17 protein-coding genes are annotated in these 22,541 nt (G+C 64.7%); 4 read left to right on the top strand and 13 right to left on the bottom strand.

The window, feature by feature from the left end:
• Positions 1–76: 76 nt before the first annotated feature.
• The gene (locus tag F0U60_RS14165) at positions 77–5,497 is read right to left on the bottom strand and encodes an AAA family ATPase (RefSeq protein WP_395819343.1); all 5,421 of its coding nucleotides are present in this window, start codon (positions 5,495–5,497) and stop codon (positions 77–79) included.
• Positions 5,498–5,865: 368 nt separating this feature from the next.
• Positions 5,866–6,771: a hypothetical protein gene (locus F0U60_RS14170; protein WP_395819346.1), complete on the bottom strand. Its 906-nt coding sequence runs from the start codon at positions 6,769–6,771 to the stop codon at positions 5,866–5,868.
• A gap of 773 nt (positions 6,772–7,544) precedes the next feature.
• Here F0U60_RS14170 and F0U60_RS14175 point away from each other — a divergent pair.
• Positions 7,545–8,345 carry a hypothetical protein gene (locus F0U60_RS14175; RefSeq protein WP_395819349.1) on the top strand — a complete coding sequence of 267 codons (801 nt, stop codon included), beginning with the start codon at positions 7,545–7,547 and terminating at the stop codon, positions 8,343–8,345.
• A 385-nt stretch (positions 8,346–8,730) separates the two neighbouring features.
• Here F0U60_RS14175 and F0U60_RS14180 read toward each other — a convergent pair whose 3' ends face one another.
• From F0U60_RS14180 to F0U60_RS14215, 8 genes are all read right to left on the bottom strand, one after another.
• The gene (locus tag F0U60_RS14180) at positions 8,731–9,738 is read right to left on the bottom strand and encodes a type VI immunity family protein (protein WP_395819352.1); all 1,008 of its coding nucleotides are present in this window, start codon (positions 9,736–9,738) and stop codon (positions 8,731–8,733) included.
• An 85-nt stretch (positions 9,739–9,823) separates the two neighbouring features.
• A complete protein-coding gene (locus F0U60_RS14185; RefSeq protein WP_395819355.1) occupies positions 9,824–10,222 on the bottom strand; it encodes a hypothetical protein in 399 nt (132 codons plus the stop codon).
• A 14-nt stretch (positions 10,223–10,236) separates the two neighbouring features.
• Entirely contained in the window at positions 10,237–10,716 is a 480-nt protein-coding gene (locus F0U60_RS14190; RefSeq protein WP_395819359.1) for a hypothetical protein, read from the bottom strand.
• Positions 10,717–10,737: 21 nt separating this feature from the next.
• On the bottom strand, positions 10,738–11,976 hold the full coding sequence (locus tag F0U60_RS14195; protein WP_395819361.1) for a hypothetical protein: 1,239 nt from the start codon (positions 11,974–11,976) through the stop codon (positions 10,738–10,740).
• Positions 11,977–12,042: 66 nt separating this feature from the next.
• Complete coding sequence (locus tag F0U60_RS14200; protein WP_395819364.1) at positions 12,043–12,687, bottom strand: hypothetical protein; 645 nt, start codon at positions 12,685–12,687, stop codon at positions 12,043–12,045.
• Positions 12,688–13,066: 379 nt separating this feature from the next.
• Entirely contained in the window at positions 13,067–13,675 is a 609-nt protein-coding gene (locus F0U60_RS14205; protein WP_395819367.1) for a Uma2 family endonuclease, read from the bottom strand.
• 74 nt (positions 13,676–13,749) lie between these two features.
• Positions 13,750–14,004 carry a hypothetical protein gene (locus F0U60_RS14210; protein ID WP_395819369.1) on the bottom strand — a complete coding sequence of 85 codons (255 nt, stop codon included), beginning with the start codon at positions 14,002–14,004 and terminating at the stop codon, positions 13,750–13,752.
• Positions 14,005–14,636: 632 nt separating this feature from the next.
• Positions 14,637–18,611, bottom strand: a complete 3,975-nt coding sequence (locus tag F0U60_RS14215) for a serine/threonine-protein kinase PknK (RefSeq protein ID WP_395819372.1) — start codon at positions 18,609–18,611, stop codon at positions 14,637–14,639.
• A 171-nt stretch (positions 18,612–18,782) separates the two neighbouring features.
• Between F0U60_RS14215 and F0U60_RS14220 the strand changes: the two genes are divergently transcribed.
• From F0U60_RS14220 to F0U60_RS14230, 3 genes are all read left to right on the top strand, one after another.
• Entirely contained in the window at positions 18,783–19,100 is a 318-nt protein-coding gene (locus tag F0U60_RS14220) for an ArsR/SmtB family transcription factor (RefSeq protein WP_395819375.1), read from the top strand.
• Positions 19,087–19,548 carry an SRPBCC family protein gene (locus F0U60_RS14225; protein ID WP_395819378.1) on the top strand — a complete coding sequence of 154 codons (462 nt, stop codon included), beginning with the start codon at positions 19,087–19,089 and terminating at the stop codon, positions 19,546–19,548. The genes F0U60_RS14220 and F0U60_RS14225 overlap by 14 nt, the downstream gene beginning before the upstream one ends.
• Positions 19,549–19,646: 98 nt before the next feature.
• Entirely contained in the window at positions 19,647–20,123 is a 477-nt protein-coding gene (locus F0U60_RS14230; RefSeq protein WP_395819381.1) for a hemerythrin domain-containing protein, read from the top strand.
• A 42-nt stretch (positions 20,124–20,165) separates the two neighbouring features.
• On the opposite strand, the gene F0U60_RS14235 is transcribed toward F0U60_RS14230, so the two are convergent.
• The 3 genes from F0U60_RS14235 to F0U60_RS14245 form a co-directional block, all read right to left on the bottom strand.
• On the bottom strand, positions 20,166–20,708 hold the full coding sequence (locus F0U60_RS14235) for a DUF2378 family protein (protein WP_395819384.1): 543 nt from the start codon (positions 20,706–20,708) through the stop codon (positions 20,166–20,168).
• Between the two features lie 154 nt (positions 20,709–20,862).
• Positions 20,863–21,489: a DUF1349 domain-containing protein gene (locus F0U60_RS14240; protein ID WP_395819386.1), complete on the bottom strand. Its 627-nt coding sequence runs from the start codon at positions 21,487–21,489 to the stop codon at positions 20,863–20,865.
• Positions 21,486–22,538: a serine hydrolase domain-containing protein gene (locus tag F0U60_RS14245; protein ID WP_395819388.1), complete on the bottom strand. Its 1,053-nt coding sequence runs from the start codon at positions 22,536–22,538 to the stop codon at positions 21,486–21,488. Before F0U60_RS14245 ends, F0U60_RS14240 begins: the two co-directional genes overlap by 4 nt.
• Between the last annotated feature and the right edge of the window lie 3 nt (positions 22,539–22,541).

A 22,541-nucleotide genomic window follows, 5' to 3' on the forward strand; every position in this document is an offset into this window, starting at 1 on the left:
GGAGAGAAACGCGAGCAACCGCTTCTGGTAGGGAGTCACGGTGTTCCTTCCTTGGGGTATGCCGGGCCTGGTGGAGTCAATCCACCTGCTGGCGCGGAGCGGATCTGGGGAGGGAGACGATGAACTCCGCGAACAGCCCCTCCTCGGATTCCAGTCGCAACTCACCGCCGAGTGAGAGGACGATGTCATGGCTGATGGACAGACCCAGCCCGGTGCCCTCTCCTGGCGGCTTGGTGGTGAAGAAAGGCGAGAATATCCTATCACGGTCCCTCTTTGGCACGCCATCCCCGTTGTCACGGACGCGAAGCTCCACTGAATCCTCCATACAGCACGTGGACACCTTCACCTGGGGCCTGGCGGATGGCCCGAGTCGCTGGGCTTTTTTGTGGGCCGCGTAGCAGGCGTTGTCCACCAGGTTGAGGATGACGCGGCGCATGTCCTCGGGCACCAGCAACAGCGGAGGGGTGGAAGGGTCGAAAGACGTTTCGATGGGGACCTGGACCGGAGGGCCCTTGGTCTGCAGATCGTGGTGGACGAAACGTATGACTTCTTCTACCAGCGGGCGAAGGTGGAGGAGCTGGGCTTCCCCGCGTTGGTTGCGTGCGTGCCGCAGCATTCCATCAATGATGTTGCTGGCACGCAGTCCGTGCTCGCGTATTTTCGAGGCGTTTTGTACCAGCTCCTCCAGGGCGCTCCTGAGACTCTCCCTTTGCTCCGGGGAGGCCTGCGGAGCACTGAGCGTTTCGTGTAGCTCCCGCAGGAGTTCCAGCGAGAGCTCGGAGAAGTTGTTCACGAAGTTCAGCGGGTTCCTCAACTCGTGGGCAATACCCGCCGTGAGCGCCCCCAGTGACGCGAGCTTCTCCTGTGAGATGATCCGCTGCTGCATGGACTCGAGGAACTCGAGGGTACTGCGCAGCTTGGCGTTCTTCTGGTGGAGTTCATCGGTGCGCTCGTGGACCCTCTGCTCGAGGGTATGGCTGTGCTCTTCGAGTTTGCGATAGAGCAGGGCGTTCTCGATGGAGATGGCGGCTTGAGCCGAGAGCATGCCGAGCACCTTGAGCCTGCTGGTATTGAATGCGCTGGGGGTGAGATTGTTCTCCAGATAGAAGAGGCCAGCGACTACCTGTCGATGCAGGATGGGAACGCAGAGCAGGGAACGGATGTTCCGGTCCTGGATGTAGGGGTCCGCGAGGAAGGCCTCTTCGGAACAGGAGTCATCAAGGAGCACGTGGGTGCCAGTCCTCATCACCTGTTGGGCCACGGCGAGGCAGAGTGCACGGCTCTGGACCAGCGGCTGGGCGGGGTGCTGGAGGCCATTGATGTTACCCACCTCGCCCACGGCTTCGACGATGAAATCCTCACCGCGCTTGAGCACCAATGCGCCACGTTGCGCTCCGGCGCTCTCCATGGCGATCTGGATGAGGGTGCCGAGGAGCTGGGGAAGGAGCAACTCGCTGGAGATGACTTGCGAGGCCTTCAACACCGAGTCCATGTCGAGCCCCTCTGAAAGCGATTCCGAACTGGACGGGGATGAGGATGAGGCCGCCGGCCACTCCACCCCGGAACCCCGCTGGGCGGGAGTGGCCGGCTGGGCTCGGGCACTCCAGCGCCTGAGCGAGTTGCTCCAGGCGCCGAGCAGGGATGCCTGCTCCGCTGCCAGCATGCGAACCTTGGTGTACGCGCCCCACCTCTCATAGGCGTCGAGCGCATCAACCAGGTATGCGAGCGCCTTGGTGCGGTGGCCCTGTTCCGCGTGGAACCGGAATGCGCTTTCGTTGGACATCGCTTCCACGTTGAGGAATCCGCTGGTGCGGGCCGCGGCAATTGCTCGCTCATACTCCCCGGTGACTGCCACGGATTCCTGTCCCTTCACCCGGGCAATCTCCGCGCTGACCAGCAGGAGATAGGGCGCAAAGTTCTCTGGAACACGGCGAGCGCATTTCTCGAGGAATGCCCGGTGCTGCTCCATGACCGTCAGCAACTCTTGCTTCTTCGCATCGCTGGCACCCGGGAATACCGCGGCCGTGCTCAATGCGTGAAAGAAGGCATGTGTGGTCCGGCGGAAGAATCCAGAGTGGGATGATTGGAATTGAACGGCCTTCTCGGCCTCATCCAGCGCTTGCTCGGTCTGGCCGAGGAGATAGTGCTGTTCGGCCCTGACGACGTGACGGCTCATCCGCTCCATCTGTGTCTGATTCTCCGGCTCCTGCTCGAACTCATCGGTTGGCTCCTGTGTCTCGGAGCCGAGTAGCATCTGCACCCACCGATGAAGGAAGCTACAGGTGGAGAAGAACGCCTTGTTCCTGGCCTTCCTATGCAACTCCATGGCCCTGAGGCTCATCTTCTGGATTTCCACCAGCGGGATTCCAATAGAGTAACTCCGCCAGAGCTGGGTATTCATGCACTGCCCCGCCATGAACCAGTCTCCCAACTCCAATGAGCTCACAAGCGCCTCGTTGAGAGCTGCATTGGCGGCATGCACGCTGTGCGTCCAGTGGTCGATGACGTTCGAGCACCCCCAGCGGACCCGGGCATGCAGCAGGGGATCCTGAAGACGCCTGGCCAGTTCGGTGGCGAGTTGGCCGAACTCCCAGCCCGTCTGTGGATCATCGAAGACGGTCACCAGTAGAGCTCCATAGCCGACATAGGCGAAAGCAGAGAACCGGCTATTGCCGTGTTCCAACGAAAGCCTGACGCCACGAACCACGAGCAGCGCGTAGAGTCCCTGATCTCGTTGGTAGGCAGCGGTCAGCATGTTGGCGAGCAGGGTTGTGGCCAATTGCATGCCCGGCTCCTGCGTCCAAGGCAGGTCGAGGAGGTCGGCCGCATGGCGGCCACCGAGTTGGGCGGCCACAGCCTGGAACTCCGCGGCAATCATCATCCGGGTTGGCGAGCGGGGTAGCTCCAATCCCAGGAGATGCAGTCCCGCGAGGCCGCTCTCCAGTGCCCTTTCGTGCTGGCCGGACAAGGCCATCAAAGTAGCCTGCATGGAGTAGACGCCCGCTCGCTGCTCTGGGGTTCGTGCTTGAGCAATCAGTACGGAGAAGAGGGATTGCGCCTCATCGAACTCCCCCGCCAGGTAGCTGGTCTCGGCAAGCTCCATTTGGAGTGCGAAGGCTCGCTCGTGCTCGCTCTCCCATGCATCCGGTGGGAGGAGCACGCCGCCCGTCCGGAAGAGCTCGCAGGCCATGCGGTACGCCCCCGAACTCTTCGCCCGGCGGCCGGCCTTTAGGTGGAGATCGGCCAGCTCGAGCCGCAGCGAGGCGGAAGCAATCAGGTGGGGGGCCTGACCCAGGTGCGGAAGAATGGAGAGCATTCGCTCCTCCAGCGTTCCCCTGGCTCGCGCATCCTCGAGCAGGCGCAGCCCCGTCCGCACATGGCACTGCGCGCGCTCGTCCTGGGGAATGCGCGCGTAGGCCGCTTGACGGACCTTGTCGTGCAGGAAGCGCAGTGGCACTTCGAGCTCCTCGGGGACGCCTGCTCCCTGGGGATCCAACAGCAAGTAATCCCTACTGAGCGGCACCACCAGCCCCCGTGCGATGGGGCTCCAGAGCGCACGTGCCGTTTTCGTGGCTGGGGCTCCCCACGCCACGCTCAGCTCACGGAATTTGAACGCAACTCCCAGACAGGCGGCGACCTGTAGCAGGGCCCTCGTGTCCCCGGGCAGTTGCTGAAGCTCCTGTGCCATCAGGTCGGCCACATCGTCGGGAATATCCGCGGCCTTGAGCCGCTCCAGGTCCCACCCCCATTGCCCACTGCGCGTGTCGAAGTGCAGCAGCCCCTTCTCGTGCAGGAAACGGAGGAACTCCTTGATGGCGAATGGGTTGCCCCTCGTCCTGGAATGAATGAACTGGCCGAGTTCGAGCGCCTGCTCGGCGGCCACAGCGGTGGCTTCGCCTACCATCCGCGCGACCTCCGTGGCGCCTAGAGGGCTGAGGTGAAGCCGGGTCAAGGGGGTACCCGTGGTGCGCAGCTCGTCGAGCGCGAGTGTCAGGGGATGCGTCTTGGACACTTCGGCGTCGCGGTAGGCTCCCACCAGCAACAGCGGGATGTCCTTGGGGTCATGGGCGAGTGCCTGCACCAACGAAAGTGTGCCGCCATCGGCCCATTGCAGGTCATCGAGGAAGAGGCAGAGCGGGCGTCCAGGAGTTGCGAACGCCTGAAGCGCTCGGAGGAGTGTCTGGATGAGACGATTCTTGGACTGGTCGGGTGGGAGCGGAAGGGACGGAGGCTGTTCGCCCAGCAGCGGTCGCATTTCTGGGACTGTCTCGGCCAGCACGGGGGCATTGCCTCCCACACCGCCCAGGAGGCGCTGGCGGACTTCGACGCTCGCCCCATCACCTTCGGCCTGGGTCTGGTGCACCAACTGGCGCAGCGCCTGCTGAACCGCGTCGAACGGAATGTCCCGGTGGAGCTGGTCGCACTTGCCCGCAGCGAACCGACCCTTGCTGGAGGCGCTCGCCCGATGCAGTTCATTCACGAGTGAGGACTTGCCAATACCCGCCGAGCCGGTGACGAGCAACAGTTGATGGCGGCCGGCGGCAGCCCGCGCGTACGCATCCATCAACGCGCTCACATCCGTGGCACGCCCGTATAGCCCCTGGGGAAGACGGAATGCATGGGTTCGATCTGCTGTGCCCAGAGGAAAGGGATTGATGCGGCCCCGCTCCCGTAGTTGGCGCCGACATTCGTCCAGGTCCGCGATGAGCCCTCGGGTGCTTTGGTAGCGGGCATCGGGATCCTTGGAGAGCAGCTTGAGTACGAGGCCCGCCAGCGGCTCTGGCAGGTCTGGCACGAGGTCGCGCGGCGACGGAGGTAACTGGGCCAGGTGCGAGTGGAGCAACTCCAGAGGGGTGTTCGCGGGAAATGCACGCTGGCCCGTGAGCATCTCGAAGAAGGTGGCCCCCAGCGCATGAAAGTCCGCTCGGTAATCCACCCCCCGGTTCATTCGCCCCGTCTGCTCTGGAGCCATGTAGGCCAGCGAGCCCACCAGGCGGGAGGGACTCTCGGGCGTGGCTGTCTCCAGGCTGAGCGATGAGGAGAGAGAGAAGTCGGCGATCTTCACCACGCCAGTGCTGGGATTTACGATGAGATTGTGCGGCTTGATGTCCTTGTGGATGACACGTTGGCCGTGAATGTGTCCCAACGCCGCGCTGATGCACGAGGCGAAATCCAGGAAGGTGTTCACGTCCAGCGGTCCGCGCTCATCCAACAGGTGGCGCATGGATGTACCACCAAAGTCCTCCAGGACGAGCGCTACCCGCGCGCCAGGCAACTCCTCGAGTCCCAGGGCACGGAGGATGCCTTCTCCTTCGACGCGGCGGGTGATGGCATACTCACGGTGTAACTCGAGGTCACGACGCCGCTCGACGCTATCGCTGGGGGGAAGCTTGAGGACGACAGGGCAGCCGTCCTTGATGCGAGTGGCTCTGATGATCGTGGATCGTGAGCTCTCGTGGAGCGTCTGATGGAGGGCGTAGCCTGGCCAGTGTGCCATGGTCCAATCTCTGTTCGCGGTCCTCGACTATACTCCAATCATTCCCTCCTCAGGTGCGACCCCAGGAAAGAGACAGCGTGACGGTTTGGTAGCGGTGTTTCAGGTGCCACGCGAACGGACCAATACGCTGGGGGTGGACACGGGTGCATCGTAAGTCCTCGCCCGAGCCCGTCGTGACGAGCGCGGGGAGAGGTGAGCATGTCCATGGTCGCGAAGGAGACGACCGCGATGGACATGAAAGAGCGACCACTGGGCTACGTCAGCCTCATGAATTTTTGGCCTGCAGCCTTACAGCAGAAGTTGGCACCTCAACCCTACTGTCCACGTAGCCGGGGCAAACCGAGTGGAGCATGGTCCAAAGCTTCGATCTACAGGACGAAGTCCTGCTGAAAGGAAAAGCTGAGCCCCACGCTGGGCATGGCCTGGGACACCTCGGCGCCGGTGCGGTAGCGGTGGATCAGGTACCACTGGGCCCGCAGGCTCACTCGAGGTTTATGGATGAGGGAACCGCCGTCCTCGGGGAGATCGTAGGTGGCCAGTAGGCCCAGGCGCAGGTTGGAGTTGAGCCCCACGGAGGCCTGCTCCCCGGCGCGCAGGTGCTCCGGCGCGTAGAGCGGGAGGAAGTAGCGCAGGGCGGTGCCGAGCCTCAGCGGGCCGGCGAGATAGGAGAGGGTGATGTTCTCGGTGAGCGTCCAGCCGCGAGCGGGCACCAGGCTGTCCGGGCCGGCCTCGTACCAGACGGAGTCCCCGTCGCGCAGACTCAGCTCTCGGTAGTCGAGGCTGGTGACGCTCTGCACGGCCACCCGCCCCACCCGGGCCTGAAGGGTGGGTTGCAGCAGGGCATGCCAGCCGGTGGTTGCATAGGCGGAGGCGGCGTTCGCCTTGCGTAGCGCGTCAGAGTACTCGTCCAGGGGGGAGCGGTAGGACTGGAGTTGACCGAAGGTGCCGAAGACGCCAACGCCCTCCACCACGGCGCGGAGGTTGAATGCGGCGAGGGGCTGCCACTCCACCAGGGGCCCCCCGGCGGCGTAGTTGGTGCTGAGGCGCACCTGTCCGCCGAGCGAGAGGAACCGCTTCCATTCGAGGGCCTTTTCGCCCTGACCCAGGCGCAGCCGGTACCCGGCTCGGGTGAGGTACTCGGCGCCGAGCGGGTTGACGCCGGCAGAGACGGAGTGGCTCAGAACAAGGCGAGTGTGGTTGTTGCAGGAGAGGGGCAATGTTGTGAGGTCCTGCTTCTCCATGGCGGGACTGGTAGCCCACGAGTTGGAACTCACGAGCAATAGACTCTTCAGCAAGATATGGATGTAGCGGATGGAGAACATACGACCCCCGTTACAAGAGCACACCGACCAATAGTGGGGCTACCGGGTATCAAACAGGAATGCTGGTCTTCACTCTAACCTAGATGGACATCAACCTTGAATGGGGCTTGCCCCGGTTATGTGGGTAGTAGGGTTGAGGTGCCAACTTCCAAGGTAAGGCCGCAAGCCTCTAAATTCATGGAGCGGGGAAGGTGTCAAAGGATTCGATCGTGACGTCAGTTGAGGAATCGCCGGGTCCATCTCATCGCCCCTTCCCGGGTGAAACCTTCGACGTGGAACCTGGGCCATAGAAGGGCTTGTCGAGCCAGGGTTCAAGTACGCGGCCGAACTCGGGTAGGCAGCGAGCGTATCGCCTCGGGTGAGATCTCCCGCTTCTGGTCAATTCCCGAGGTTGGGACCGCTCGCTCTCCATTGATGGCCTGGCACCAGCGACTGCTGCACTTCGCCGTCGACTCCCGCTGGAGCGACCGGGAGGTACGCAGGAGCGCTCCGGAATCGGTGTTCTACATGGTTCGGTGCACGCGCACCTGAGAGGGAGCGGACGCGGGTTGGTACGCGCTGCGCGTCCGAGCCACGGGTGAAACATGACGCGCCTCACAGGTTCGGCGTGATGGGGGTCACAGCGTTTTGGGGCCCCTCGCGGCACTCTGCTTCATGTCAGGGCGCCGGTGGAGCTGGCCCCTGACTCGCCGTCTCTCACCCGTTGTTCACACCGGAGCCATCCCATGAAGAAGCCCATTTCCAAGTCCCTGCTGTTGGGCGTCAGTGTCGCAAGTATCTCGCTGGTAGGCTGTGGCGCTTCCCAGGCGTCCAAGGAGATCTCCAAGGAGGAATTCGCCCAGAACGCCAGCGCCCTCGCTGACGAGGTGGTCGCCGTCACGGGGGACATGCCTTGCCCCTCCGGTTACACCCAGGTGAACCCGAAGGAGGCCAACGCCAACACGAATGCCCTCTGCGCTCTGCTCGACCCCTGGGACATCGCCCGCCTGGAGAACGGTGGCTCCATGGCCGGGAGCGGCTATGGCTGCACCATCAGCATCTCCGATAACCGCAACCTGGGGCATAGCCTCTGCAAGAAGGTCCTCCAGTTCACTGTCTCCCCGGGAGATGGCTCCTGCCCGAACACCTACACCGTGGCCAGCCGGCTGGTCGCCCGTGCCAATCAGGAGGCCATTTGCAACCAGCTCGGCACCTGGGACATCGCCCGGCTGCTCAACATGGGCTCCATCGAGGGCCCCGGCTACGGCTGCAACGTCCACGCCTCCGACAGCCGAACCCTGGGCCACACCGTCTGCGCCCAGTATGAATTCCTCAAGGTGACGGGTGACAGCCCGTGCGGCCCCGGCAAGACACTGCTGGCGCCGCAGGAGGCACGCGCCAGCCTGAGCGAGGTCTGCGCCAAGCTGGGCGACTGGGATATCGCCCGGCTTGCGGGGGGAGGCTCCATGGATGGCCCGGCTTACGGCTGCAACGTCCGCGACTGGGACTCCCGCGGCATGGGCCACGCGCTCTGTAAGACGCTCTGAGTCGCCCACCTGGGAAGTGAGCGCGGCGCAGGAGGATGGGAAGGCGCCCCTCCTCCTGCGCCCGCGTCAACTACCGGGGAAGAGGTTTCGTAAATACTCACGGCTCCGGAAATGGGCCCGAGCTTCCTTTGCGCCCCGCTCGCCCCAGAGAAGGTGTCAGAGAACTCGAACGTGGCGTCGTCCACGCGTGTGCTCATCCAAGCGGGGGTAGAGCCGTAGTTGAGACTGAGCCCTGGGTGGCGAAGGAGTTCGGTGCGGATTCGGGAAGTGAAGAACATGTCCCCGATGAGGGAATCAATGCTCAAGTGCGCTCTATAAATCCCGGAGTTTGCAAGCAGCGTGATCCAGAAGAGGGGGGAAGGCGTCAAAGGACTCGACTGCGGGGTCAGTCGAGGAAGCGTCGGGCCCACCTCATGGCTTCTTCCTGGGTGAAGCCTTCTACGTGAAACCTGGGGTCATTGAAGGGCTTGTCGAGCCATGGCTCCAGCACGCGGCCGAACTCGCGGTAGGCAGGGAGCGTGTCGCCTCGAGTGAGATCGCCCGCTTCTGGCCAATTCCCGAGTGTTACGACGGCTCGCTCTCCGTCGAGGGCCTGCACCGTCGTCTCTGGTGAGTGCAAGCGGGAACGAAGTGCGGGTACGCCGCCCAACTTCTGGAGGACGGGTGGTCCCTGGAAGTTGAGCCAATGCACCCCGTCCACGCGTGTGCCCATCCAGGCTGGAGGGGAGCCGTGGTTGAGACTGATCCCCGGGTGGCGAAGGAGTTCGGTGCGGATTCGGGGTGTGAAGAACATGTCCCCAATGAGTGAATCGAAGCTCAGCCCTGCATGGCCACTGGCGAAGAGAAGGCGCGATGCCAAGTCGAGTATCAGCTCTCTCACCGCAGCGGGCCCACGTTCCTCAAGGTACTCGGTCGGTAGCGTGCCTTCAAGGTAGCTCACGTCGTAGTCGGAAGGGCTCCTGTCACGGGACGGGATACGGGACGAGTAGGTGAGTTTGAATCCCGATAGCCTGTCGTGCTCGTTGCTCAGGTGGATCCACGTCTCGTTTCCGCTCTTCTCCATTTCTCGGAGGCGGTACGGGTCGGTACAATCCTCAGCGTAGCGGAAAGGACGGTCAGGTCGCAGCAGTTGGCGAATGCGTTTCCACCGCTCGTCGGATAAAGGGCTTTGAGCGTGGGACCCGAAAGTGCAGGAGTTGATGGTGTCTGGTCCTTCGCCAACCGCATTCATATAGCAGTCGAGTGCGTGGGACACTCCGGCTGCAAGGTCCGGGTGATCATGCGGCATGTAGAAGGCGAAATGAATCACCTCCCTTGCCAGGAGGCGTTCACCGGCTTCCTTCTTGGGAGGGTAGATGCCGTAGGGGCGAATTCGAGGATAGGGCAGGGGCATCGGAGGGGGCCGGGACAATAGAGGTGGCTCGGCTGACAACAGCGGGAATGCAATTGCGTTCGGAGTCGTAGTTCTCCTTCCGCGCCTACTTTGAATCGGGATGCTTCATTTTCATAAGTTCTTCTGGAAGAGGGGTCGGGCGAAATCTCAACCCCTGCCCGTTTCGCTGGGGGATGACACGAAAACCCTCTCCAGCGATTTTGACGAGATCTCCGTCTTTTGCCTTACCGCTGGAGAGCCATTCGTCTGCATCGGCTCTCGTCAAAAACGTTTGGGAGGGTACTATGTAATCAACAGCGGGTGTGTAGAACTTCCGAAAGAACTCGCGATAGTCATCTAGCTTTTGGCTCTCACGGACGTAAAACAGCGCCACTGCTGCGATTCGGATTGCTTCGTCTTCTGGTGAGCCTTCTTGGTACTTTTCGTTAACAGTGCGCAGGGTGTCGAGAATGTTGTCGACGTCGAAGTTGGGGTCGTATTTCATTTTTGGAAACCGGGTTAGAGAGCAAGAGGAGCGAGAATCAGCGCGCCAGAACCGCCAGTTGTAATGATGAAGGCAACGCCTGCGACGACGACGACAGTTCCAAGTGCGACCTCGGCCTTGTGGTTTCTGGGCCAGTCAATCGCCTCATCCATGCGCGAGAATGTCAGTTTATTTCGTCTCTCTGCTTCCTCTTTCTCCTTCTCCTTTTCACACTCGTTGTATTCTCTGTTGCAGTCCTGCTCGCAGCGCTCGTAGTACCAGGCGCCCTGTTTTTTGTTGTGAGGCCAGGGATATCGGTTGTCCCAACATCTTTTCATGCACTGCTTGAACTCTGCGTCGCAATCGTAGGTGCCAGAGCCGCCGATTCCGACTGAATCCTCGGAGATGACGTAGATTTTGCGCTCTGGTGCTTGTGTGTGGACGCATCCAACGCCAGCTATTGCTACGGTCATTAGTAGCGATAACAACTCGAGCTGAACGGTGGCTAGTCTCATCACTCGATTCCCTCTGCCGACCTATTGTGCGCCAGCCTTGGGGGAGCGGAAGGCGTGCATGTGGGCCACCTCGTTGCTCATGGAGGAGTCGATCATCGCTTGCCGCAGGGAGGGCAGGGGCCAGCGCGTGGTGGCCGCGCTCTCCAAGGCTGCGTAGGCGGCTCGCCCCTCGTCGAGCACCTCCGTGGCCTGCAGGAGACGGGCGTCGTCCCCCAGCTCGGTGGCGGCCTTCTTCATGAGCGAGAGGCCCACGAATCGCTCGACGATGGAGGACTCTTCGGAGATGCGCGAGCCGATGCGCCAAAGCGCTTCGGCCAGGCGTTGGCGCTCGGCGGGAGTGAGCGCGTCGCGCGAGGCCTCGGTGCGGCGCTGGAGCAGCACGGGCACGGGGCTGACCAGCGACATGACGGCGAGCGTGTACGCGTGGTTCTTCGGGAGGGAGACCCCCGTGGCCTCCAGGTGGCCGAGCGCGTACCGGTAGAGCGAGAGGAACCCGGTCTGGCGCCAGTCGGGGAGCTGGGAGAGGGCCTCGAGTTCCTGGAGCTCCCGGGGCGTGAAGGGAGCCTTGGCGTCGGTCCCCTCCAGCAGGAGCAGGGCACGAAGCAGCATGGACTCCGGGTGCTGGGCGGAGAGCGCGGCGAGGCGGGCGCGCAGGGCGATTCGGGAACGGGCGCGCAGCGGGGCGGGCAGCTTGTCGCGCTCGAGGTAATCGACGGCGGCGACGAGCAGCTCGGGGGGCGCGGACTCGGGGATCTGCTGGAAGAGGGCACGGGCTCGCTCCGCCTCGGGACTCATGGAGAGGGCGAGCACGAAGCGCTGCTCGGCCGAGAGCTCTCGCCGCCAGACCTGCTCGGGGCTGGGGCCCGTGGCGGCGGGTTCCGGGTCCTCCTCGAGCAGGGGCGAGTCCCTGAAGTCGGGTCGGCCGATGTCATTCCAGGCCTGGATGAAGGCGTCGCGCCAGCCGAGCTCGGGCCGGGTGCGCCTGAGGTCGAGGAGTGCTTGCAGCAGGCGCGGCTCGGGGCTCTCGGGAAGGAACTGGCGCAGCGCGAGGATGTCGCTCGCCGCACTGTCCAGGTTTCCGGCTTCGAGTGCGGCGCAGGCGCGGACAAAAGGCGAGCGGGACGGGGCTGAGACCTCTGACGGTTCGGAGGCAGCCCGCGCTTGGAGGTCCAGCGGCCCGAGTGCGAGGACGAGCAGGGCACAGCACAGGGGGCGCGGCAGTCGCCAGGCGCGACTGTGAAACCAGAGGTCTCGTGTCATGTGCCCGAGCATAGCCGGGCCCACGGGTTCGCGATGTGTTCCCAGGGGATGGTGTGCAAGTTCTCACTATCCTGCCTTCTGTGAGGCGGCCCGGAGCTTTGCCACCCACCCCCGGAGATACTCGAGCGTCTCTTCGGTCTGGATTTCAGGCTGGAACATCAGGGGGTCGAAGCGCCCTTCCGCTAGCATTCCCAGCAGTGTTCGGTCGGCGGCGATGATCTCCGGCACGCCGCGGGGAAAGGTGGGACGTGCATCGGGGTCATCCCGGAGCTCGGGTGTTTCGTAGATGAACTCCAGATATCGGGTGTAGGCGTCGAAGAAGCGGTCCACGTTGGATGCAATGGGGAGCGCGTAGATGTCCTCGTAGGGATCGACCTCGACCACCGGTTGGAAGCCCTGTGCATCCGCCATGTTCGGGACCGTCGCGTAGCGATAGGCCAACGCCTCCTGACCTCCGAAGACGAGGAGGGTGCGGAACGGTTCGGGCCAATAGGGCTGCACGCCCTCGTTCTCCAGGAGGAGTTCATCCATCTGTCCATCACTGGTGGCGATGTAGAGATCCAGGTGGAACGAGAGTCCTCCCAGTCGGTTGTAGAAGGCGGCCAGCATCGGATCGAAGGGGCGGCCCAGGAGTGGCTCTCCGGCACGCTGAGCACACGCTGCCGGAGGACTTGTCCTTACGTGGAGTTCGTACTTCCTGATTGCTTCCAACAGCCGCTCAAGTCCTGGCAATGGGACCATCGTCATTCGCCTCTACCTCTGCCGCTCTGCAACCTATGATCTTCTACGACTCTATGTCTGGACCCACGGGGTTGACTGTGAGCGAATAATGAAGCGTCTTCAGTCGCCACCCGAAGTGGAGGCATCTTTCCACCTGGTGGGGCCAGCAAGTCCACGAAGCAAATGCGTGCGACCTGGATCGCACGCTCGAATCAATCATCCGTCTCCTGGATGAGTTCCTGGCGACGAATGGTGCCGAGCTTGTTCGCTCCCCCAATCGGGAAACCCAATACGACATCATCATCCAGAAGCCGAAGAAACGCCCGCGTCGGAATCCCCGCTCCAATGGATGACGTACTGCCTGCAGGACTCATCTGGCCCAGAGCAGAGCCAGCTCGAGTTCGATGGCCTCGAATGGCTCGGCTCGGATTCGTTGCTCTCCGGCGAAGGCGTCGACCAGGATCCAGTGGTTCCCCTCGAGTCGGAACACATCGAGCGTGCGGGCCAGCGGGTCCACATGCCACAGGTGCCGGACCCCTTCCCGCGCGTAGATGCGCAGCTTTGGGCCCTTGTCCATGTGCCGCGTGCGCTCGGAGAGCACTTCGCACACCCAGTCCGGGGCAATGTCGTAGTGTGCTGGAGCCTCGTCCCCTCCAAGGGCGTCCGGCAGGCGCTCGCGCCTCCAGCCGGCGAGGTCTGGTACGAGCTTGTCTGGTCGAGGGCCGAAGTGAATCTCCGGCTTATCGAGAACAACCCATCCACCCGGTCCACCCTTGCCGAGCATGAAGAGACTTCCGATGAGCATGCCCAATCGGGATGCCGCGTTGGTGTGGGGACGTGCAGGGTGAGGGCTGAGGTGCAACTCTCCATCGAGGATCTCCGCAACCATCTCCGTCGGAGCCGTTTGGAAGGCCGCCTCGATGGATGGGGCGTTGCTCTCGGTGGACTCCGACTCGGGAGGAGGGCGACGGGTAGCCATGAGGGAAGGACTCAGCATGGCCCTCGCGTCGTTCAGTGCCGGGGTTGCTATCCCTGCACGCCGACCGCGGAGGCTCACGGTTGGATGACGGTTGGCTCGGGAGGGCGGCGCTCGGCGACGGGCAGGTAGCACTTGCCTTGGTACTCGGCTTGGTCGTCGTAGCAGGGCGGGCGCTTCGCCAGCTCCACCCAGCATCCGCCATTGATTTCCACCTCGCCCTTCTTGGGCTTGCAGGGGGCCTTGGCCTGATTGCCGAAAGGCTTCGCCGGAAGCGGATAGGTGATGTCCGCGGCGCTCGAGTCGCCCGTCTGGACCAAGGGTGGTCGCATTCGACGGGGCAGGGGACTCCTCGGCCACACCCAGGGCTGCGTGCCATTCGTCCTGGGCGCCACGAGGGTCTCCCGGTAGGCCCAGCCAGAAGGCCAGACCCAGACCGAGCACGGTGATGGCCGTGACGGCGAGCCCGCGGCGGCAGGAGCGCAGGAACCGGCGCCATCGTCCTGCCCAGTGCTTCTGCCGTCCCTTGGGGTCACGTGTCAGGTGGGCACGCGCTTCCTCACGGTGCTCCAGGCGCTCGACGGCGCAGGTGAGCAGGTTGAGCATCTCGGCCAGGTTCGGCAGTTGGCCCGAGGCCGGCGCGTGCTCTACCTCCAGGGCCACATAGGCGGGCGTCGAGTTCGAGTAGGCACGTACCTGCCAGGACTCCTCGGGCTCCCAGCCCACGACCGGGTCGGCTACCACCACCAGGGCGGGTGCCCCTGTATGGACGTTGTGCGCCTCGTACATCCTCCCGAGGTCCGTTCCGAGATCGTCCTGCTCCTTACTCCTGTACCTCCTGTCGATCTGGAAGGGCCCCACTCTTCCGCCCTTCAGGTGTGACGCGTCCGCCATGGGTTGCCTCCTACCCCTGTTCTACCTCGGAAGTCAGTAGGTGGCACCTTCTCTTTCGAGTCACATCCTCCTAGTCCGGGAGCGCGCCCCAGCACTGGCGGGCCAGCTCGAGGGTGCGTGCGTTCTCGGGCACCTGTGTCAGGAAGCGCTCGCGCAGGGCGGGGTCGGGGATGTCGCTGGCCCGCTCCTGAACGCACTCGAGGGCCTTGCGCAGGGCGACCTCTCCCGCGCCGGTGTCCGCCTGCGCGAAGCAGGCCTCCGCCAGCACCAGTCGTGTGGACACCGCGTGCACGCCCGCGTTGCCCAGCTGCTCCAACCGCTGCACGCCGAGCTCCGCCTCCTGCCGGGCCTCCTCGTGGCGTCCCTGGGCGAGCAGCACGGCACTCAGGGTGGTGTGGGCGTAGAGCCATTCGGTCTGGTACGTGGCCAGAAGCTCACAGGCCTTGCGCGCATGCGGCTCGGCCTTGAGCGGCGCTCCATGGGCCGCCATCACCTTCGCCACGATGGCGTGACCCATCCCCGCTCCAAAGGCATAGGTGTAGGCATTGGCCTGGCCCAACCACTCGAGTGTCCGGGCATAGGCCTCTCGCCGGTGCTCCGGGTCGGGGCTGTTGGCCAGCACCTGATACATGAAGTGCTGGGCCGCGCTCACCGCGAAGTGTTCTCCCGCTTGCTGGCCAACCCTCAAGACCCAACGCAGTCGCTCCGCTGCGCCGGGCACGTCCCCCAGCGCGGCCAGGGTCATCCCTGAAAGCGTTGTCAGGATGAGGACGTCCCTCTCCATGTCGAGCTCGCGGAAGTCTTGGATGCCCTGCTCGGCATGCAGGAAGGCCTGCCAGGGTCTGGCTTCGAAGCGGTGATCGTAAAAGCCCTGGATGTAGTTCGCCCAGCCTCGCGCCATGCCGCCGGTGCCCATCGACCACATCGGTTCGAGCACGGCCTGCGCTTCCTCGCGCGCGCCGGCCAGGACAGCCGAGAGGCCGATACAGGAGACGGCCCAGGCGTAGGCCAGGCCCGCTTCGGGTTCCGGGGTGGTGCTCAGCACGAGTCGGGTCAGCCGAGCTGTCTGTCCCTGCTGCGCGCCCGAGTAGACGTCGGCGACCATCAGCCCGCCCACCAGCCAGCACCACAGCCGGCTCCCCACCCCCAGCTCGTCCAACACCGTGCTGTCGAACTCCAGAATCTTCGAGAAGTCGTACAGCCAGAAGGCCACCACGGACTGGAGCGCGCGCAGCCGGACGCGCTGGGGGCCCGTCACATTGCAGGCCAGGGCCGCCTCCACACATTGTTGCAGCGCTCCCGGCAGATCATGCCGCTCGAGGAGCCGCTCAGCGGCCTGGATGTAGAAATGGACGGCCCGTATCGGATGCTCGCCGCGATGGTAGTGCGTGGCGAGCACCAGTGGATCGGGTTCGTCCATCCCCTCCAGCCAGGCGCCCGCCCACCGGTGGCTCATGGGCCGGTGGTTGTCGGGAACGAGGCCGTAGGCGGCATCGCGCACCAGGGCGTGGCGGAAGCGGTACTCCGCCTCGGTGGGAAAGTGGCTGTCGGGCTGCGGTTCGATGACCTCCTGCTCCATGAGCTGCTGCAGGTGCTCGTCCACGGGCTCGCTCGAGCCTTGTCGGAGCAACACCTCCTTCACCCCGCCAGACCAGAAGGTGCGGCCGAAGATGCTGGCGGCCATCAGCGTCTGACGGGCCCCTGGCTTCATCCGCATCAGACGGGCCTGGAGCACCGCCAGCACCGTCTCCGGCGCGGCTTCTCCGCGCCCCTCGGCCAGCATGCGGATGAGCTCCTCGAGGAAGAGCGCATTGCCATCGGATTGCTCCACGACTTGCTGGATGACGGCGTCAGGTACCTGGGTCCCCAGGACCTCGCGCACCAGTTGGGCGCTGGCCTTTCGGCTCAAGCCCTTCAGCGCCAGTTCCTGCAGGCACCGTGACCACAGGTTGGGGAAGTGTGTCTTCACTTCCGGTCGCGCCAGCGCCAACACCATGAAGGGCTGCTCGGCCAGTGCGCGCAGCAGATCGTCTACCAGCTTGACGGTGAACGCATCGCACCAGTGGAGATCCTCCAGGACGAGCAGCACCGGATGGTGGGCGCATTCTGCTTTCAGGAAGGCCGTCAGGGCTCGGCTGACCTGGGCCCTCATCAACCGTGGATCTCCTCGCGCCGTGCGCAAGCGGGAGCTGTCCTCGTCCGGGAAGGGGATGGCACACAGCTCCCCCAGGAACTCGAGGGTCTCCTGGGTCGAGTCCGGGGGCAGGTGCAGGGCCACGCGCCGGGACAGCCGGGCGCGGCGCTCCTCCAAGTCCTCGCCTTCAACGATCTCACAGAGCCGCCGCAGCGCCTGGCCCAGCAGGCTGGACGAGGCGCCCGCGCTCATCGGATCCCCACGTCCCAGGAGGACGAGCACCGACTGCTCCCGGCGCTCGATGCGGCGCAGGAACTCGTGGCGCAGGCGTGACTTGCCCGTGCCCGGGGGCGCTGTCACCAGCAGGGCCTGGGTTGTCTGCTCCTCGATGCAGGAGGAGAGGGTGAACTCGAGCAGGGCCAGCTCCTGCTCTCGGCCCACACACGGCGTGGGCTTGCCCAGCAGTGGGCGGGCCGCGTCAGCGCTGAGTTGCTCTCCTTGCAGCAGGAAGCTCCCCGAGCCGGAGCGGGAAAATTGGAAACTGGCCCCGAGCAGTCCGGCGGTGACCTCGTCCATCATCACGACGGAGCGGGTGGGCATGTCCTCGAGTTGCCGCAACAGCCGGCCTGCCCTGTCCATGGCCTCGCCCACCGGCAGGCGTTTATTGAGGATCCCGAGCCCGGTGGCCAACACCACCCCGGCTCCGGCGACTTGCTCCTTGATGGCGAGGGCACAGCGGGCCGCCAGCGCCGCCTGATCGGTCGCGGCCCCCCGTTCTGGCATCAGCGTGGCCACCCAAGAGCCCTCCGCCAGCAACGCGACCCGAGCCCCATAGGGGGCGAGCGTCGTATGCAACGATTCGCGGAACACGTGCTCTCGCGTCGTGTCCATTCCCTGCTCGCTCCCGGCCTCGGGAGGATGGGACACCAACAGCACGCTGACGAGCTGCTGCTCGGCTCCGGCGGAGCGGGAGGGGAGCGTTATCTCCTCAGTGGGTGACGACCGTGGGTCCAGATCCGCGCCGAGCTCCGAGAGGGCATTCAGCAGGTGGGTGGCATCCGGCAGCCGCTGCTCGGGAGCCTTGACCAGCATCCGGTCCACCAACACTTGTAGGTCGGAGGGCAGGTTCGCGCGCAAGGTTCGCAGCGGCTCTGGCTCTGCGTAGAGAATCTTGGCCAGTGAAGCGGCGAAGTGCGGGGCTCTGAAGGGGGCCTGGCCGGAGAGGCACTCGTACAGCACGCAGCCCAGGGAGAAGATGTCCGCGCTGGGAGGAATCTCCGTCTGGCTGGAGGCCAGCTCGGGCGCCATGTAGCCCAGCGTGCCGATCACCACACCGGAGCGCGTCACCCCCTGCAGGCTGGGCTCGACATGGCGGGCCAGGCCGAAGTCCAGGAGCACCACGTCCTCGGGGCGGCCGCCGCGCAGGAAGAGGTTGGAAGGCTTGATGTCGCGGTGGACGATGCCCTGGCGGTGCGCGGTGGCGAGGCCCTCGGCGGCGCGGCGCAGCAGGGCCAGGGACTCGGATTGAGTCAGAGGCTGGCGCAGCAGACGGTGGGCGAGGTCCTCGCCCTCGAGCCACTCCATGGCGAGGAAGGGCTGACCTTCCTCGGAGACGCCATGGGCCACGTAGGAGACGATGGCGGGGTGGCGCAGCTCTGCGAGCAGCACGGCTTCGCGGTTGAAACGGTAAGCTGCCTCTGGAGAGGTGATGGCATGCAGTCGCTTGAGGGCCACGGTCTTGCCGGCGTGCAGGTCGGTGGCGCGGAAGACGAACCCCATGCCGCCACGACCTGCCAGGCCCTCGATGCGGAAGCGGCCCGCGATGACGGTTCCCCGGGGAAGGGGAGAGCGCCCTCCGCCGTTGGCTGGAGGGGCGGCAGGAGGAGATGTGAACGTGCTGTCGGAGGCCATGCGGGAGCGTCGACAATACCCCAGGCCCACGGGGAGCCGGACAGGGCGGCGACATGCCTGCGTTGCCCAGCTGTTTCAATTGCTACCCACCCGCGCGCCTGGTCATGGAGCGGCCTCCCCTGGCGCTTGACATGCAACCTCCTGGTTGCATATTGCTTGAGGTAGATGAGCATGGATCTCGTGTTCAAGGCGCTCGCCGATGAGAGCCGTCGCCAACTCCTGGATCTCTTGCACCTGGAGAACGGACGGACGCTCGGCGAGCTCTGCGAGCACCTGGACATGTCTCGCCAGGCCGTCACGAAGCACCTGGCCGTGCTCGAAGAAGCCAACCTCGTCGTCATCGTGTGGCGAGGCCGAGAGAAGCTGCACTACCTGAATCCCGTGCCGCTGCATGAAATCTACGAGCGGTGGATCGGCAAGTTCGAACGTCAGCGCCTGCGCGCACTGCACGATCTCAAGAAAGGACTCGAAGGAGATGACGACCCGTAAGCCGCAGTTCGTCTACGTCACGTACATCCAGACGACGCCGGAGAAGGTCTGGGCCGCCCTGCAGGACCCCGAGATGACGAAGCAGTATTGGGGCATGCACAAGAACGTCTCGGACTGGAAGGTCGGCTCCAGTTGGACACATCAGGACTATGAAACTGGCGAGGTGCATCTCGAAGGGAAGGTCTTGGAGGCCGAGCCTCCGAAGAAGCTGGTGGTCTCCTGGGGGAACCCCGGCAGCGGGACGCCATCCAAGGTTACGTTCCTCATCGAGCCGTTCATGAACGCGGTGCGCTTGACGGTGATGCACGACGAGCTCGCTGAGGACGGCAAGATGCTCGAGAGCATCTCGCAGGGGTGGCCGGCGATCCTGTCGAGTCTCAAGTCGTTGATGGAGACGGGTCAGCCGCTCGCCATGACGACGAGGCGCTGGGCGGGCCAGCGTCAGTGACGCGTCACATGCCGTGACACTCTTCGAGGGTGCCCGGCTGCCCGGCATTCAGGGATGTGCGGCTTGTCCGTGGGCGCGCCAATGCGGAGCGTCCCCGCATGGACCCGATCGAACTTTTGACGCAGCAGCATGAAGAAGCGGAGCAACTTTTTCAGCAGGTGGCCGTGGTGAGCGGACACGAGCGGACCGTCCTGTTCCGCCGTCTCGCCTGGCTGCTCACCCTTCATACCCAGTTGGAAGAGCGGTTCTTCTACCCGGCGGTGAAGTTGGCGGAGACCAGTGATCTGGTTCAGCACTCCTATGATGACCATGCCGAGGCCAAGGCGTTGATCTCGCAGATGCTTCACCTCGAGGTCAGCGACATGCAATTCGAGCCCGCCTTGATTCGCCTCCGCACCTCTGTCGAAGCACACGTGGCCGAGGAGCGGTCCATGCTCTTTCCCCAGGTGCGACGGCTCCTCTCCGCGGAGATCCTCGAGCGGCTGGGCGACGAGCTGGTGCGGGGAATGGACGAGCTGACCCAGCCGGGTGCGCTTCCTTCCGTCCCGTCCGAGCCTCATTTGGGGGCACACTAGCTCGGATCCCTGCCTGCTCGACGCCCGGGCATGGCAGCTCAGTCACCAGGTCACTTCGAGGTCGAAGTCCCGCTCGCGCCGCATCGTCACCGTGGCGGTGGGGTTGACGCCCGTCCTGCGCAGGACTGCCTCCAGGACTCCGGCCATGAGATCCGGCTTGGCGTCCGGATCGTTTCGGAAGGAGACGCGGTAGTGGTGCCAGCCGAGCGGCAGCACCTTCACGTCGTAGCGGAAGGTGTCGAGCGCCAGGAGGCTGGGGATGCGAGCGAAGAAGCGATCCGGGCCGAGCATGGGCAGTCCCATGTCCACCACCTTGCCCATCCACGTCTGTAGGAAGCCCGCTCCGAGCAGGCGGCCCATCTCGTGGTAGGCGGACTCGCGATCCTTCCCGGGGTAGCAGTAGCGCCAGGCGACTTCCAGCGCCGCGTTCCAGACCTCGATGGGATAGAGGGCCTTGGGCTTGCGCGGGTCGAAGCCGCAGTCCCGCAGTGCATCCGCGAAGGCCCCAGTCGCCTGGAGCGAGCGGATGAACAGTCCCTCGAAGAAGCTGCCTTGCGTGGCGCGGCCGGAAAAGGAGTCCTGCATGGTGCGCGTGCCGAAGGCACGAGTCCGTATACAGGACCCCGTCCTTCCCGAACAGGCCACACACCTGGACACATGCTCGGCTCCGTGCGGAAGTACACCAGCCGATTCACTGACACGCACAGGGGGCGGGGGTGTGTCTCTTCCCGCGAACCGCTCACCCGAGTCGGCCGGGCTCCAGGCTCAGGAAGTGGAACCGTGCGATGTAGCCGGTGCCCTTGGGGCTGCAAGCGTATAGCCCCGCGGCGGCCATCGCCTGCGCTCTGTCCTCGTGCAGGTGTGCCATGCGGATCTGCGACCAGCGAGTGCCATCCAGGGACGTCTCGACGAGGTAGTCCGCGCCCTCCCGGCGGATGCGGAAGGACACCTCGTTCACCTCCTGGGGCAGGTCCTGGGTGGCCCAGTCCGAGTAACCCTGGTTCGTCACCACCGAGCCCAGACGGTTGGGGCCATGCGGCTCGAACTCCACGGAGGTCTTCAGCCAGCAGTCCGGAGAGAAGCGCACCATCAGTCCCGCCTGATCGTACTGGTGCACGGGCTGGAAGCGGACTCGCGTGGCGAGCACGAAGTCCCCTGCCACCTGCGCGTGGAGGAAGTGCCCGTTGTCGACTTGGAAGCCATAGTGCGTGCGCTGCCAGAAGTCCGTTGAGGCGTCAGGCGTGAGCACAAGCCCCGGCTGTCCCGGCTGCACGGACCATTGCTTCGGCTCGTGGAACCAGCGCAGGCGCGGCTCGAGGGTGGGGGTCGTGAAGGACTCGCGAAGGGGCTGGAAGGAGGAGGTCATGGTTGCGAAGGAAGGGCGTGCTGACGAAGGGAGTGGGTGAGGAGTGCGAACCCGGGTTCCTCGACGGGCACTCGCTGGCGGAGTGAGGAGAAGAAGGACCACGCGTGGTCCGACAGGAGGACGACTCCCGTGTCCGACTCCGCCGAGAAGCCGATGAAGCCGGCGTAGCCGCCCGTCACCGCGGAGCGCCACACCAGGGGTTTTCCATCGACCTCGGAGAGCTTCCACCCGAGGCCCATGCGCGCGCCTCGCGTCTCCACACGGGGGCTGTGTGCGAGCCGCATGGCCCGCCCGAGCCCGGCATCGTGATGACCGAGGTTGGCGTCGAGGAAGCGCAGCAGGTCGGGCACTGTGGAGCGGAGCGCCCCTGCTCCGGGCAGTGCCGGGAAGCTCCAGCCTGGCACCGTCTTGCCTCGTGCGGAGTGGCCGGGAAGCAGGCGCCGCTCTTGTTCCTCGGAAGGGCGGAAGGTGGTGTCGCCGAGCTGCAGGGGCGTGCAGAGGAAGTCCCGCACGGCATGGCCGTAGTTGAGCCGCAGGCGGCGGGAGAGGACGTGACCGAGCACGCCCATGCCGATGATGGACTCGACGTACTTCTGCGGCGGTGGATGCTGGGGGTGGTAGCTGCGCAGGAAGGCCCCGAACAGCTCCGCGCTGTAGTGGCCGTACGGGTCCGCCGGGTTCTGCTGCGGCGTTCGCAGGTTCGGCGGGTCGTACGGCATGCCGGAGGTGTGTGTCGCCAGTTGCTCGAGCGTGATGCGGCCGGCGAGCTCATCCGGCAGGAGCGGCTGGGGGAGCAAGTCCTTCAGCGGCGTGTCGAGCCTTGCCTCGCCCCGGTCCACCAACAGCGCGAGGAGGGTGCCAGTGAAGAGCTGGGTGAGGAAGCCCAGCTCGTACAGGGAGTTCGTGGCGGGGAGCGGCCCCTCGCGGCGGAGTGCCTGCACATGGTGCTCTCCGCGGTGCGTGATGCCCACGCACAGAGATGCCGAGGGATACGCGCGCAGATAGCGCCGGGTGGCGTGGAGGACCGCGTCGGCTACCCAGGGAGACATGCG

It is taken from the genome of Archangium minus, assembly GCF_044360475.1.
GTDB lineage: Bacteria > Myxococcota > Myxococcia > Myxococcales > Myxococcaceae > Archangium > Archangium minus.

Bases quoted from the DNA above. Each gene is read 5' to 3' on its own strand.
- F0U60_RS14165 (WP_395819343.1), bottom strand. From the start codon at position 5,497: ATGGCACACTGGCCAGGCTACGCCCTCCATCAGACGCTCCACGAGAGC.
- F0U60_RS14235 (WP_395819384.1), bottom strand. From the start codon at position 20,708: ATGCAGGACTCCTTTTCCGGCCGCGCCACGCAAGGCAGCTTCTTCGAG.
- F0U60_RS14195 (WP_395819361.1), bottom strand. From the start codon at position 11,976: ATGACACGAGACCTCTGGTTTCACAGTCGCGCCTGGCGACTGCCGCGC.
- F0U60_RS14220 (WP_395819375.1), top strand. From the start codon at position 18,783: ATGGATCTCGTGTTCAAGGCGCTCGCCGATGAGAGCCGTCGCCAACTC.
- F0U60_RS14225 (WP_395819378.1), top strand. From the start codon at position 19,087: ATGACGACCCGTAAGCCGCAGTTCGTCTACGTCACGTACATCCAGACG.
- F0U60_RS14185 (WP_395819355.1), bottom strand. From the start codon at position 10,222: ATGAAATACGACCCCAACTTCGACGTCGACAACATTCTCGACACCCTG.
- F0U60_RS14210 (WP_395819369.1), bottom strand. From the start codon at position 14,004: ATGCGACCACCCTTGGTCCAGACGGGCGACTCGAGCGCCGCGGACATC.
- F0U60_RS14230 (WP_395819381.1), top strand. From the start codon at position 19,647: ATGGACCCGATCGAACTTTTGACGCAGCAGCATGAAGAAGCGGAGCAA.
- F0U60_RS14240 (WP_395819386.1), bottom strand. From the start codon at position 21,489: ATGACCTCCTCCTTCCAGCCCCTTCGCGAGTCCTTCACGACCCCCACC.
- F0U60_RS14245 (WP_395819388.1), bottom strand. From the start codon at position 22,538: ATGTCTCCCTGGGTAGCCGACGCGGTCCTCCACGCCACCCGGCGCTAT.
- F0U60_RS14215 (WP_395819372.1), bottom strand. From the start codon at position 18,611: ATGGCCTCCGACAGCACGTTCACATCTCCTCCTGCCGCCCCTCCAGCC.
- F0U60_RS14190 (WP_395819359.1), bottom strand. From the start codon at position 10,716: ATGAGACTAGCCACCGTTCAGCTCGAGTTGTTATCGCTACTAATGACC.
- F0U60_RS14175 (WP_395819349.1), top strand. From the start codon at position 7,545: ATGAAGAAGCCCATTTCCAAGTCCCTGCTGTTGGGCGTCAGTGTCGCA.
- F0U60_RS14180 (WP_395819352.1), bottom strand. From the start codon at position 9,738: ATGCCCCTGCCCTATCCTCGAATTCGCCCCTACGGCATCTACCCTCCC.
- F0U60_RS14205 (WP_395819367.1), bottom strand. From the start codon at position 13,675: ATGGCTACCCGTCGCCCTCCTCCCGAGTCGGAGTCCACCGAGAGCAAC.